Genomic DNA, 14,000 nt, shown 5'->3' on the forward strand with positions numbered 1-14,000 from the left:
CACAGGACGCGCCCGTGATCGACGGCAGCATGCAAGACTTTCCCCTGACGCTCGACAAGCTCGTCGACCATGCCGCCCGCTGGCACCAGGACGCCGAGGTGGTGACCGCCCGCGAGGGCCGGGAGAATGCGCGCATCACCTATGCCGGTCTGCGCGAGCGGGCGATGCAGGTGTCGAGTCTGCTGGCCGGTCTGGGCGTCATCGCCGGCGACCGCGTCGCCACCCTGGCCTGGAACACCCAGCACCACGTCGAGAGCTGGTACGGCATCATGGGCATGGGGGTGGTCTGCCATACGCTGAACCCGCGCCTGACCGCCGTACAGCTGGCCTGGATGCTGGACCAGTCGGGCGCCCGTATCCTGATCGTCAGCGCCGACCTGCTGAAACTCGCCCTCGATGTGGCCAATGACGCCGCCGGCCTGGAGCGGATCTTCGTCATCGACGGCGAGGCCAATGCGACCCACGCGCGTGCGAAGGTCGAGACGCTGGAGCCCCTGCTGGCCACGGCGACGACGCCAGTCGAATGGGGCAGGTTCGCCGAGACGGCGCCTTCGGGCCTGTGCTTCACCTCGGGCTCGACCGGCGCGCCCAAGGGGGTGACCTACACCCACCGCTCCAGCTTCCTGCATACGCTGAAGATGCTGCAGGCCGATGTGCTGGGCGCGCGGACCACCGACGTCATCCTGCCCATCGTGCCCCTGTTCCACGCCAGCGCCTGGGGCCTGCCCTTCGCCCTGCCGGCGGCGGGATCGAAGATGGTTTTGCCGGGGCGGCAGACAGACGGCGCGAGCCTCGCCCGCCTGATCGCTTCGGAAGGCGTCACGGTGGCCGTGGGCGTGCCGACCGTCTTCCTCGGCCTGTGCGAATACCTCGAGGCGTCTGGTGAAAAACTGCCCTCGCTGGAGCGGATCATCCTCGGCGGCGCCGCGACGCCTCCGGCCCTGATGGAGCGGCTGGAGCGTGATCTGGGCGTCCTGGTGCAGAACAGCTGGGGCATGACCGAGCTGTCGCCCGTCGGCGTCTTCGGCGTGCTCAGCGACCCCGACCGCCGCGCCGCCGTCTCGGGCCGTCCGGCCATCGGCGTCGATCTGATGGTCGCCGACGAAAGCGGCGCGCCACTGTCCGAGCAGCGCGACAACGAAGGCCGTCTGCATGTGCGCGGCGCCGCCGTCATCGACCGCTATTTCGGCCAGACCCATTCGGTAGTGGACTCAGAGGGCTGGTTCGACACGGGCGATCTGGCGAAGATCGATCGCAAGGGCAATCTGATGATCACGGGCCGGTCCAAGGACCTGATCAAGTCGGGCGGCGAATGGATCAATCCGGCCGAGATCGAGGCCCTGGTCTGCGAACTGCCCGAAGTGTCGCTGGCCGCCGTCATCGGCAAGGCCGACGTGAAGTGGAGCGAGCGCCCCCTGCTGCTGGTCGAGCTGCGCGAGGGGCAGGAAATCAGCGATCAGGACCTGCTGGCTTCGCTGAAGGGGCGTATCGCCTCCTGGTGGATCCCCGACAGCGTCGTGCGCCTGCCGGCCATGCCGCTGGCCTCGACCGGCAAGATCGACAAGCTGAGCCTGCGCGCCACCTACAGCCACGGCTGACGCAGAAAAGGGGCCTTGCGGCCCCCTTCCATATCCGGATTGCGCGGGGTTCAGACCCGCTCGACGATCAGGGCGATGCCCTGCCCGCCGCCGATGCACATGGTCGCCAGACCATAACGGCCCTGAACCCGCTCCAGCTCGTGCACCAGCTTGGTGGCGATGATGGCGCCGGTCGCGCCGACGGGGTGGCCGAGCGATATGCCGCTGCCATTGGGGTTTACCTTCGCCGGATCGAAGCCGAGCTGGTCCGAGACGGCGCAGGCCTGGGCCGCGAAGGCCTCGTTGGACTCGATCACATCCATGTCCGCGACCGACAGGCCAGCCTTCGCCAGGGCGGCGCGGGTCGCCGGGACCGGCCCCATGCCCATGACGTTCGGATCCACGCCCGCATGGCCATACGCGACGATCCGGGCCATGGGCTTCAGCCCCTGACGCGCCACGGCGCTTTCGCCCGCCAGCACCAGGGCGGCGGCGGCGTCGTTGATGCCGGAGGCGTTGCCCGCCGTGACCGTGCCGCCGTCGCGGAAGATCGTCCGCAGCTTCGCCAGATCCTCGACCGTGGCGTCGGCGCGGACGTGCTCGTCGACCTCGAACAGCTTCGTCGCGCGGCCCGCCTTGACCTCGACCGGCAGGATCTGGGAGGCGAAGCGACCCTCTGCGATGGCTTGCGCCGCGCGGCGGTGGCTCTCCACCGCATAGGCGTCCTGACGGGCGCGGTCGACGCCGTGGCGCTCTGCGACGTTCTCGGCCGTCACCCCCATCAATCCGCCGCCGAAGGGATCGGTCAGGGCGCCGTTCAGCCCGTCGACCAGAAGGGCGTCGCCCATCTTCTGACCCCAGCGCGCGGCCGGGGCGAAGTACGGAGCGCGGCTCATGACCTCGCTGCCGCCCGCGACCGTCACCTCGGCGTCGCCGAGCATGATCATCTGGGCGGCGGACACGACGGCCTGCAGGCCCGAGCCGCACAGGCGGTTGACGGTCATGGCAGGCACGTCCTGCGACAGCCCGGCCTCGATGGTCGCGACCCGCGCGAGATAGGCGTCGCGCGGGGCCGTCGGGATCACCTGACCAAAGACCACGTGGCCTACGGTGGCCAGATCGATGCCGCCTGTCTCCAGCGCCGAGCGCGTCACCAGCGCCCCGAGCTCGCTCGGCGTCTTGTCCTTCAGCGAGCCGCCGAAGCCGCCGATGGCGGTGCGTCGCGCCGCGACGATGAAGACCGGCTCGGTCATGCCTCTGCTCCTTCGAACCGGGCGACGCGGACGCCCATCTCATACTGATGCTGTTGCTCGCCGCGCTCCGGGATGGTCTCGCCCTCGCGTTCCGCGACCTCGTCGAGCCGGGCCAGAAGGGCGTCGGCGACCGCCTCGCCATCGCCGAGGAAGACGCCGCGCGTCATGGTCACATGGGCCTGTTCGAAGCTGCCGGCGCCTGCCAGAAGCACGGCGCGCGTCGGGGCCTTATCACTGGCCAGAACCACGACGGCCGGACTGACCAGCGAGGAATCGAGACCGGCCAGAACCTCGGGAGAATAGAGACCATTGGTCATGCCGGTGGCGGCGCTGGGGGCCAGGCAGTTGACGCGGATGTCGTAGCGTTCGCCCTCCAGCGCCAGGGTCTGCATGAGGCCGACCAGACCCATCTTGGCCGCCGAATAGTTGGCCTGACCGAAGCTGCCGTAGAGGCCCGAGGACGAGGTGGTGAAGACGATCCGGCCATGGTTCCGGGCGCGCATGATCTCCCACACCGCCTTGGTGCAGTTGACCGAACCCATCAGGTGGACGTCGAGCACCAGCCGGAAATCGTCGAGGTCCATCTTGGCGAAGGACTTGTCGCGAAGGATGCCGGCGTTGTTGATCAGGATGTCGATCCGGTCCCAGCGGGCCATGGTAGTCTGGACCATGGCCTCGACCCCGGCGATGTCAGTGACGCTGACCCCGCAGGCGATGGCGTTGCCGCCCTCGGCCTCGATCTGTGCGGCGACGGTCCCGGCGGCTTCGGCGTTGAGGTCGGCGACGACGACCCGGGCGCCGCGCTTGCCGAGGGCCAGGGCATGGGCCGCGCCCAGCCCTCCGCCCGCCCCGGTGACGATCGCCACCCGGTTCGAGAGATCGATTTCCATCATCATTTCCTTTTGTCGATTGGGCCGGGCCCGGGTCAGGCGGTGGGCTCTTCCACCCAGTCCTTGCGCAGCGGCTTGACCGCCAGCAGCGCCAGACCCGAGGCCACGAAGTAGAGGCAGACCAGGGCGATGGCGGACCAGCGCAGCGCCTCGTCGCCGAACTGCGGCTTCATCAGATCGCTCAGCCCGCCGAGCAGGACCGAGCCGGCGCCGATGCCGATCAGATTGTTGATCAGCAGAAAGCAGGCGGCGGCCGTCGCGCGCATCTGCGGCGGCACCAGATGCTGGGCCGCGGTCGTCAGGGGTCCGACGAACAGGATGTTGAGCGCATTGGGGATCAGCAGCAGCCCCCAGGCGATCATCGGCGAGGGCGACAGGAAGCCGGCGATAAACAGGGGCGCCGTCACCAGCCAGGAGAGGGACGAGACCCAGGCGTAGGCGCCGCGATCCGCCTTGCCGAGCGTGTCCGCCAGAACGCCGCCCATCAGCACGCCGGCGACGCCGCCGACCAGCAACAGCGAACCCACGAACCACGATACCTGTGTCAGGTCGAAGTGGAAGGTCTGCATCAGGATCGACGGTGTCCAGAAGGCCAGGCCGTAGCCGACGGTGCTGCTGGTCGCGGCGGCCAGCGCCATGAACCAGAAGCTCGGCTTCTTCGCGAGCATGGCGAAGACGGCCCCGACGGGGGCGCGGCCGGCGGCCGGCGCCACCGCCTTCGGCGGCTCCTTGACGACCAGACGGAAGACCGGCGCGACCAGGGCCCCGGCGACGCCGACGACGATGAAGGCCGCACGCCAGTCGACCGCCCTGGCGATGGCCGCCCCGAACAGGACGCCGCAGGCCAGGCCCAGCGGAATGCCCATCGAATAGACGCTCATGGCGCGCGCCCGCTTCTCGGGCGGGAAGTACTGCGAGATCAGGGCATAGCTGGGGGCCACGCCACCCGCCTCGCCCACCCCGACGCCGAGCCGGGCGAAGAACAGCTGCCAGAAGCCACCGGCGAAGCCGCACAGGGCGGTGAAGCCCGACCAGACGATCATCGACAGGGTGATGACCCAGCTGCGGCTGGTCTTGTCGGCGATGACCGCCAGCGGAATGGCCAGGGTCGAATAGAGGGCGGCGAAGGCGATGCCGCCGAGCACGCCCAGCTGGGTGTTCGACAGGTGCAGGTCGGCCTTGATGGCCGGGGCCAGGATGCCGAGGATCTGCCGGTCCAGCCAGTTGAACGAATAGACGATCAGCAGCATGAACAGGACGAGACGGGCATAGCCGCGGCTATGCGTTGGGGCGGGCGCGGCGTCGATCATGCGGGCTCCTCGGAAGGGGTGTTGGCGTCGCCTTGGGCCGCCTTGGCGGCGAGGAAGGCGGGACGGGCCGAAAGCCGGTCCCAGTAGGCCGAAACCTCGGGACTGAACTTGTGATCGAGGTTCAGGTCGCGGGCGAACAGCAGGGCGAAGCCGACACAGACATCGGCCATGGTGAACCGCCCGGCGCACAGCCATTCGCGGCCGTCAGCGAGGGCGCGGGTCAGGTGGCGCAGACGCGACAGGAACCACTGGGCGTAGTCGTCAGCCGCCTGTTTCAGACGACGCTCCTCGGGCTCCAGCTGCGTGTAGCGAAGCACGATGGTCTGGGGGAAGGTGAAGGTGGCCTCGGCGCGGTGAAGCCAGTCGAGCCACAGGCCGTAGTCCGCCTCATCGACCCCGACGGCCAGCGGCGACGGCCCGTACCGGGTCGCCAGATACTGGGGGATGGCGGCGCTCTCCGTCATCCGCACATCGCCGTCGATCATCAGCGGGATGGTGCCGAGCGGGTTCAGCTGAAGATACTCGGGGGCCAGGATGCGCGGCGGGAACGGCAGGACGTGCAGCCGGTAGTCCAGCCCCAGCTCCTCCAGCGCCCACAGGGCGCGGAACGAGCGGGCGTCGACGCAATGATAGAGTTCGATCAACTCCGCACCTCCCATTTTGACGGTCGCATTCTGACGGCGACCCTGCGTCAGTCATCGGCCGAAAGCCGTCTGGTGTCAAAATTTTTGTACGACAATTGTCGCTCTGTGGTGTTACAGAAACCTGCGGCCTTGAGCTTGGCCGCGGCGTCCTGTTGAAGTCGAAACGAAGCTTTTCAGACCCCGCCCAGCGCCGTGACGGCGGACGAGAGCGGAGGCCGGGCAGCGAGGAAGGAAATCAGATGCAGATCAAATCCCCGGAAAAACACGGCCTCGACGCCGCCCGCCTGAGCCGCATCGACGGCTTCCTCAAGGAGCGCTACCTCGACACGGGCCGCCTGCCCCACGCCCAGATCCTGATCAGCCGCGACAATGAGATCGTCCACTTCTCCAGCCAGGGCGCCGCGCGCGAAGGCTCGGACAAGGCGATCGACGAGGGCTCGATTTTCCGCATCGCCAGCATGACCAAGCCGATCACCTCGATCGCCTTCATGATGCTGGTCGAGGAGGGCAAGGTCGCGGTCGACACCCCGGTCGCCGACATCCTGCCGGAGTTCAGGAATGTCGGCGTCTATGCCGGCGGCGGCGCGGGCCTGCCCTTTACGACGAAAGCGCCGGCCGAGCCGATGCGGATGCTGGACCTGCTGCGCCACACCTCGGGCCTGACCTACGGCTTCCAATACCGTTCCAACATCGACGCGGCCTACCGGACCCAGAAGTCGAACGCGGGCCCGGTCGAGAACTGGTATGGCGAAGCGGATCTTGATCAGTTCATTGACGAACTTGGTCAACTGCCGCTGGAATTCTCGCCCGGTTCGGCCTGGAACTATTCGGTCTCGACCGACGTCCTGGGCGCCGTGGTCCAGCGGGTATCGGGCATGCGCCTCGACCGCTTCTTCGCCGAGAAGATCTTCGCGCCGCTGAAGATGAACGACACCGCCTTCATGGTGCCGGCCGACAAGGCCGACCGCCTGACCGACTGCTACGCCTGGGCCGGCCCGGCAGGGCGGGTGATGTACGATCGCGGCGAAAACAGCATGTACCTGCAGACGCCCAAGCTGCTCTCGGGTGGCGGCGGTCTGGTCTCGACGGCGCTGGATTACCACCGCTTCTGCATGATGCTGGGCAACGGCGGTGAGCTGGACGGGGCCCGCATCCTCGGCCGCAAGACCATCGAGCTGATGACCATGAACCACCTGCCGAACCGGTCGGACCTGTCGACCATGTCGCAGTCACTGTTCAGCGAGACCCAGAACGGCGGCGTCGGCTTCGGCCTGGGCTTCGCGGTGACCCAGGACGTGGCCCGCGCCATGATCCCCGGCTCGCCCGGCGAGTTTTACTGGGGCGGAATGTTCACCACCGCCTTCTTCGTCGACCCGGTCGAGAAGCTGCACATGGTCTTCATGACCCAGCTCAGCCCCTCGATGCTCTATCCGATCCGGCGCGAGCTGAAGACCCTGATCTATTCGGCCCTGACATAGTTCCAGCCTGCGGCCGCCTTCCCGAAGGCCGCGGCCGGGACCGGAACCGCAAGGCTCCGGTCCCGGCCTTTTTTGTGCCCGCCCCAAACGAAAAAGCCGCCTCCGCGCGAGGCGGAGGCGGCAGTTTATCGAGACGGAAGTCTGGCCGCTTACCAGCGGTAGGTAGCGGTGAGGCCCCAGGTCCGCGGGCGGCTGTAGCGATTGGCCAGCGGGATATCGACCTGCTGAAGCTTGAGCACCGGGATGATCTGGTTCGTGACGTTCTTGACGAACAGAGCGACCTCGATCTGGCGGAAATCCAGCCCGGTGCGGAAGTCGACGTTGCTGACAGTCTCCAGCGGGATGAAGGGGGTCGAGGTCGTGACCGTGTCCTGACCGCCGCCTTCCTGACCGTTCCAGGCCACGTTGATGAAGTGGCTCGTGCCCGCCCACACCTGATGGCGGAAGTTGACGTTGGCCGAATAGGTCCACTCGGGCGTCTGGGCCACGATGCTGCCCAGGATCGGAGCGCCGGCGACAGCCACCACCTCGTCCCATTTCGCGTCCTGATGGGCGCCGTTCAGACCGAACGCCAGACGGCCGCCTGCGACCTGATACGCCGCGTCGAGAGACGCCTCGACGCCCTTCACTTCCATCGTGCCGCCGTTGATGTTGAAGTTGCTGGCGGCCTGGAGGCAGGCGTTGGTGACCGTACAGCCGTCGGTGACCAGGGCGATCGCGTCCTTGGTCCGCGACTGGTAGGCCGACAGACGGAAGAAGACGTTGCGCGTGAAGTTGGTCTTCAGACCCAGCTCGTAGCTGGTCGTCTGTTCGTTGCCATAGGTCGGCTGCAGCGGGTTCGGCGCGGCCGCGACGACGGAGCCGTTGTTCACACCGCCGGCGCGATAGCCTGTGCCCATGCGGGCGTAGACCAGCGAGGTCGGGTTGAGCTTGTAGCTGGCCGAGGCGGCCCAGGAGACATTGTCCTCGTCGAACTCATAGGTCGAGGGCGTGCCCACCGGCGTCGTGGTGTAGAGGCGGAAATCGCTCTGCGAGGCCGTCTTGTTGTCCTTCGAGTAGCGCATCTCGCCCGACAGGGAGAGCTGGCCGATGTTGTATTTCATCGAGCCGTAGATGGCGGCCGAATGATACTCCGACGGCACGACACGGCGGGTGCCGAAGGCCAGCGGGAAGGTCGCCGGGCAGTTGGCCGCCGTCGGGATCAGCTTGTAGCAGACCGGGAGCGTCGGGGTGCCGCCGCAGATGCCCGAGGTCGCCGTCAGGGCGCAGGGGCTGGTGCGGATGTCGCGATTGTAGTCGTCGTCCTGCCACAGGCCCTCGATGCCGGCCAGCCACTGCAGGTTGCCGCTCATCGCGTCGCCGGTCAGGTGCAGGTCCTGATACAGGGTCCGGTCCTTGACGTCGGTGCGGGTGCCGCCCAGCGGATACAGGCCGATCCAGCCCTGTTGCTGGAACGAGGCCTCGGTCGCCAGATCAATCGCCGCGGCGAAATTCTGGACCGAATGGTACTGCATCGCCATCGAGGTCGAGGTCAGCTGGGCCCAGCCGAGATCGTATTTGGCGGTCAGCAGGGCGCGCTGAACGGTCTGGTGCAGATCGTTCGGCACGTCGGAACCCACGTCGTAACGCGGACCGGTATAGCCCTGCGGCAGGGTGGCGATCCGGCCCGCAGGCACGACCCACTGGTTGACGAAGGTCGGCAGGTTCATGTCCTGCGCATCGACCATCAGGTTCACATCCAGCGGACCCGAGCTGTAGCGGATCTGGCCGCGCACGAGGTAGCCGTCGGTGTGGTCGTAGTATTTGTTTTGATTGGGGTTGTAGTAGATTCCGCCGCCCTGGCCGGTCACCTGGGCGCCGAAGCGGACCGCGATCTTGTCGGTGACCTGACGGTTGACGATGCCCTGGAGCTGAACCTGGCCGAGGTCGTCGGTGTAGGTCGCCGAGACCCGGCCCCCGTTACGGAAGACCGGCTGGTTCAGGACGATATTGATGCTGCCGAACTCGGAGTTGCGGCCATAGAGGGCGCCCTGCGGACCTTCGAGGGCCTCGACGCGGGCCAGGTCGAAATAGTCCAGACGCTTGAAGTTGCGGCCGCCCAAGGTCGAGGAGCCGACATAGGCGCCGTTGACGAACAGGCCAACGGCCGAGTCGGCGCTGGTTGCGCGCTGGGTGCCCGAACCGCGCACCGACACCTCGGCCAGGTTCTCGGACTGAACACCGTTGAAGCGCACGCCGGGGACAAGCTGGAGCAGGTCGCCCACGCCTTCGATCGGGCTCTTCTGTTCCAGCGCTTCAGCGCTCTGCGCGGTGATCGTCGAGGGCACGTCGCGGACGGCCTCCTCGCGACGGCGCGCGGTGACGACGACATCGCCGACGCTGGTGGACGTGGATTGATCCTGCGGAGCGGCGCGCGACGCCGGTGCAGGGTTGCCCGTCTGGGCCATCACAGCCCCGGGGACCATCGCCGCGATCAAAGCCGCAGACGAGCACGCAAGCAAACGAACCATGCCTTTTACCTCTCCCATGATTTATCGATGCCGGCTTTTTGACGCCGGTTGAGCCGGACAATCCCCCCGCCTCCATCCACTGTCAAGATTGTACGACAATCCATCTTTTGTTGCGTTACGAGATTTTCAGGATGTCACTTGCAGCTTAGCTATTGATATGGGCGGGAGAACAAGGACAAATCTGACATCGTCGATAGATTCCCTATCATCTAGATCGGACAATAATCTTTGTTTTGTTGTACAATTGGTTGACACTCCCGTGCGACCCGACCGAAAGTCCGGGGATGAGCGGCGTCGTCAGAACGCCCCGAGGAAACCCCGGAGGAAACGATGTCTGGCACGGATGAAACCGGCAAAAAGCCCGGCCTGAAGGTCGCGATCATGGCCTCGGCGGGCGCCGCGGTGGAGTGGTACGACTTCTTCATCTACGGCACGGCCGCGGCCCTGGTGTTCCCTCACCTGTTCTTCCCGGCCGACCTGCCGCCCTTCGTCGCCCAGATCGCCTCCTTCAGCACCTTCGCGGTCGGCTTCGTGGCAAGGCCGCTTGGCGGGATGCTGTTCGGCCATTACGGCGACACCCACGGGCGCAAACAGGCGCTGGTCGTGGCCATGCTGCTGATGGGGCTGGCGACGACGATCATCGGCCTGCTGCCCGGCTATGCGACCGCAGGCGTGCTGGCGCCCCTCGCCCTCGTGGCCCTGCGGTTCCTGCAGGGACTGGCGGTCGGCGGCCAGTGGGGCGGCGCGGCCCTGCTCGCCATCGAAAGCGCTCCGGCGAACCAGCGCGGCTTCTACGGCAGCTTCGTCCAGATCGGCGTGCCGCTGGGCGTGGTCCTGGCCAATACGGTCTTCCTGATCGTCAGCGCCCTGACCCCCAACGACGCCTTCCTGACCTGGGGCTGGCGGATCGGCTTCGTGCTCAGCGTCGGCCTGATCCTGATCGGTCTGATCATCCATCTGAGCATCCAGGAGCCCGAGACTGAAAAGCCGACCGAGACCCCGCCCGCCCCGCGCCGGTCGCCCCTGCTGGAGGTGATCGTCGGTCACTGGCGGACGGTGCTGCTGGCCGGCGGCGCCTTTGTGGCCAACAACGTCTGCTTCTACATCGCCATCACCTACGTCATCGCCTATGGCTCGACGACGCTGAAGATCGACCGGGACACGCTGCTGTTCTCGGTGCTGGCGGGCAGCGCCCTGATGATCCCGATCCTGATGCTCTGCGGCGCGGCCTCGGACCGGTTCGGGCGGCTGGGCGTCTTCCTGTGGGGGGCCTTCCTGTCCGGGGTCTGGGCCTTCGCGGTCTTCCCCCTGATCGAGACGCGCGAGCCCCTGCTCATCTTCGCCGCCATCACCGTTCAGTTGACCTTCGTCAGCATGATGTATGGTCCGCAAGCCGCGCTGTTCGCCGAACTCTTCCCCAGGTCGGTGCGCTATTCCGGCGCCTCGCTGGGCTATCAGGTCGGGGCTGTGGTGGGCGGAGGCCTCGCCCCCATCGTCGCGACGGCCCTGTTCGCCCGTTACGAAACCAGCCTGCCCATCGCCGTCTATCTGTCGGCCATGTGCGCCCTGTCCTTCGTCAGCGTCCTGTTCCTCGGCGGACGGGCCAAGAAGGGGCTGGCGGGCTGAGACCAACCCCGACATTCTGCGTTCCAGATCGACGAAAGCGACCGCGATGATCGATGCTTCCAGACGAACCTTCCTCGGCGCCGTTACGCTCGGCGGAGCAGCCATGACGGCGTCCTGCGCCACCGCAGCCCCCGCCAGCGCCTCGCCGCAGGCCGCAGAGCCCGACGCCACGAGCATCGAAGCGGACCTCCAGAAATACGTCAGCTTCGGCAACAAGCGGGCTGGCGGGCCCGGCGACATCGCCTGCGGCGACTGGCTGGCGGGCGAGATCGAGAAGGCCGGATACGCCGTCGAGCGCCAGACCTTCCAGGCCCCCTTCTTCGAGGCGACGAAGGCCGAGCTGTCGCTGGAGGGAGCGACCGTCCCGGTCTACCCGCAGCCCATCGTGACCCCGACCGGCCCCGGCGGCGTGACCGGGCCTCTGGTCCGCGTCGATGTCGCCGGCCATTTCACGGGCTCGCTGCAGGGCGCCATCGCCCTGGTCGACCTGCCCTTCGCCCGCTGGTCCTCGGCCCTGCCCCGGCCCGTTCGTGGCCCCATCGACGCGGCGTTCGCGGCCGGAGCGAAGGCGGTCGTCGCCATCACCAACGGCCCGACCGGCAAGGTCATCGCCCTGAACGCCGACGGGCGTCAGCCAATGTTCCCCGGACCTGTCGCCCTGCTGGCGCCCGACAAGGCCCAGCCTTTCCTCGCCGCCGCCTTCGAGCGGAAGACGGCGAAGCTGGTTCTCGACGGTCAGGGCGGCCGTCGCGACGCCTTCAACTTCGTCGGACGCATGGATCGCGGCAAGGCGAAATGGATCGCCGTCTCGACGCCCCGGTCCGGCTGGTTCGGCTGCGCGGCCGAGCGGGGCGGCGGCGTCGCGGCCTGGTTGGACGTCGCCCGCTGGGCCCCCGAGGCGCTGGCCGACTACAATCTCGCCCTGATCTGCAACACCGGGCACGAGTACGAATATCTCGGCGCCGCCGAGGCGATGAAGGCGATCGCCCCGCCGGTCGAGGCGACCCGCTTCTGGCTCCACCTCGGGGCCAATGTCGCGGCGCGCGACTGGCGTGAGTTGCCCGGCGTGCTCACGCCCCTGCCCAATGTCGACGCCCAGCGGGTGCTGTCGATCTCGCCCGAGCTTCTGCCCGTCGCGCAATCGGTTTTCGCGGGTCAGCTCGGCTATGAATCGCCGGTCTCCAGCGCCGTCCTGTCGGCGGGCGAGCTGGATGAGGTGATCAAGGCCGGATACGCCCCCGCCGCCGGAGTGTTCGGCATCCACCGCTATCACCACGTCGAGGAAGACGACGCCCGCTGCCTGCATGTGCCCGCGACAGTCGCGGCCGCCGACGGCTTCCGCCGCCTGCTGCTGGCGGTGATCGCCGCCTAGGCGCGGCCGTACAGGGTCACGACGCAGGCGCCGCCGAGGCCGAGATTGTGCTGCAGGGCGTGGCGCACGCCCTCGACCTGACGCCGGTCGGCCGCGCCGCGCAGCTGCTGCGTCAGCTCATAGCACTGGGCCAGGCCGGTGGCGCCGAGCGGATGGCCCTTGGACAGCAGGCCGCCGGACGGGTTCACGACATGGCGGCCGCCGTAGGTGTTCTGCTCGTCGCGGATGTAGCTTTCGGCCTCGCCCTCCTCGCACAGGCCCAGCCCCTCGTAACTGATCAGCTCATTGGCGGTGAAGCAGTCGTGCAGTTCGACGGCCTGGATGTCGTCGGGGCCGACGCCAGCCTGTTCGTAGACGGACCGGGCGGCCTCGCGGGTCATCTCGTAGCCGACGACGCTCATCATCGACCGGCCGGTGAAGGTCTCGGCATAGTCGGTGGTCATGGCCTGACCGAGGATGGCGACCTCGGCCTTCAGCCCGTGCTTGGCCGCGAAGGCCGGTGAGACCAGCACCGCCGCGGCCGCGCCGCAGGTCGGCGGGCAGGCCTGATAGCGGGTCAGGGGGCCGTAAAGGTGTTTGGACCCCATCACCTCTTCCAGCGAGATCGGGTCACGGAACAGGGCCATCGGATTATTGGCGGCATGGCGGCGCGCCTTGACCGAGATCATGCCGAATACCTCGTCGGCGGCGCCGTAGCGCTGCTGATAGTCGAGGCCCGCGCCGCCGAACTGCTGGGCGACGAGGGGAGAAGTGTCGTCCTGACCGAGGATGCGTTCCTGCGCCGTCAGGTGATGGTCCAGCGTCCGCTTGCGGTCGGTGAAGACGGCGCCCAGCGCACCGGGCAGCATCTGTTCGAACCCGAAGGCCAGGACGCAGTCGGCGGCGCCCGCCTCGATCATCTGCCGCGCCAGGAACAGGGCGCTGGAGCCGGTCGAGCAATTGTTGTTGACGTTGACGATCGGAATGCCGGTGCAGCCGACGCGGTACAGGGCTGACTGTCCGGCGGTCGAGTCGGCATAGACGTAACCGGCATAGGCCTGCTGGATCTGCTCATAGCCGACGCCCGCATCGACCAGCGCCAGACGAATGGCCTGCTCGGCCATGACGTCCCAGTCGGCGCTCTGGCCAGGCTTGGCGAAAGGGATCATGCCGACGCCGGCGATCAGGGTGCGAGCCATGGAGCTGAAGCCTTTCAGGGGGCCCTCGCAGGGGTCCGGTTTCCTCGGCGATCTGACGTCGCCATGCGGTAAGATGTTCCATCGAAATCGAGGCCGGTCAACTTTCATTCAATCGCGAGTGAAGATTGACGAGGTCGCCTTTCGGTGGGATGCATGGGTTCA

10 protein-coding genes are annotated in these 14,000 nt (G+C 67.4%); 4 read left to right on the top strand and 6 right to left on the bottom strand.

Annotation, left to right across the window (positions count from 1 at the left end):
• The first annotated feature begins 14 nt into the window (after positions 1–14).
• Positions 15–1,598, top strand: a complete 1,584-nt coding sequence (locus AC07U0_RS00855; protein WP_494718146.1) for an AMP-binding protein — start codon at positions 15–17, stop codon at positions 1,596–1,598.
• A 50-nt stretch (positions 1,599–1,648) separates the two neighbouring features.
• Here AC07U0_RS00855 and bktB read toward each other — a convergent pair whose 3' ends face one another.
• The 4 genes from bktB to AC07U0_RS00875 are packed head-to-tail and all read right to left on the bottom strand — an operon-like array spanning position 1,649 to position 5,674.
• The gene (gene bktB / locus AC07U0_RS00860) at positions 1,649–2,830 is read right to left on the bottom strand and encodes a beta-ketothiolase BktB (RefSeq protein WP_494718147.1); all 1,182 of its coding nucleotides are present in this window, start codon (positions 2,828–2,830) and stop codon (positions 1,649–1,651) included.
• Complete coding sequence (locus AC07U0_RS00865) at positions 2,827–3,723, bottom strand: SDR family NAD(P)-dependent oxidoreductase (protein WP_494719170.1); 897 nt, start codon at positions 3,721–3,723, stop codon at positions 2,827–2,829. The genes bktB and AC07U0_RS00865 overlap by 4 nt, the downstream gene beginning before the upstream one ends.
• A 32-nt stretch (positions 3,724–3,755) precedes the next feature.
• On the bottom strand, positions 3,756–5,030 hold the full coding sequence (locus AC07U0_RS00870) for a spinster family MFS transporter (protein WP_494718148.1): 1,275 nt from the start codon (positions 5,028–5,030) through the stop codon (positions 3,756–3,758).
• Complete coding sequence (locus tag AC07U0_RS00875) at positions 5,027–5,674, bottom strand: glutathione S-transferase family protein (RefSeq protein WP_494718149.1); 648 nt, start codon at positions 5,672–5,674, stop codon at positions 5,027–5,029. Before AC07U0_RS00875 ends, AC07U0_RS00870 begins: the two co-directional genes overlap by 4 nt.
• A 239-nt stretch (positions 5,675–5,913) precedes the next feature.
• Between AC07U0_RS00875 and AC07U0_RS00880 the strand changes: the two genes are divergently transcribed.
• Positions 5,914–7,152, top strand: coding sequence for a serine hydrolase domain-containing protein (locus AC07U0_RS00880; RefSeq protein WP_494718150.1), 1,239 nt, complete (start codon positions 5,914–5,916; stop codon positions 7,150–7,152).
• A gap of 149 nt (positions 7,153–7,301) precedes the next feature.
• On the opposite strand, the gene AC07U0_RS00885 is transcribed toward AC07U0_RS00880, so the two are convergent.
• A complete protein-coding gene (locus AC07U0_RS00885; RefSeq protein WP_494718151.1) occupies positions 7,302–9,617 on the bottom strand; it encodes a TonB-dependent receptor in 2,316 nt (771 codons plus the stop codon).
• 375 nt (positions 9,618–9,992) lie between these two features.
• On the opposite strand from AC07U0_RS00885, the gene AC07U0_RS00890 reads away from it, so the two are divergent.
• Positions 9,993–11,288 carry an MFS transporter gene (locus tag AC07U0_RS00890; protein ID WP_494718152.1) on the top strand — a complete coding sequence of 432 codons (1,296 nt, stop codon included), beginning with the start codon at positions 9,993–9,995 and terminating at the stop codon, positions 11,286–11,288.
• 46 nt (positions 11,289–11,334) lie between these two features.
• Entirely contained in the window at positions 11,335–12,660 is a 1,326-nt protein-coding gene (locus AC07U0_RS00895) for a hypothetical protein (protein ID WP_494718153.1), read from the top strand.
• Here the strand turns inward: AC07U0_RS00895 and AC07U0_RS00900 are convergent.
• On the bottom strand, positions 12,657–13,838 hold the full coding sequence (locus tag AC07U0_RS00900; RefSeq protein ID WP_494718154.1) for a lipid-transfer protein: 1,182 nt from the start codon (positions 13,836–13,838) through the stop codon (positions 12,657–12,659). The two genes, AC07U0_RS00895 and AC07U0_RS00900, sit on opposite strands and share 4 nt — an antisense overlap.
• Positions 13,839–14,000 lie beyond the last annotated feature (162 nt).

This window comes from Brevundimonas sp. GW821-FHT02A10, assembly GCF_059422025.1.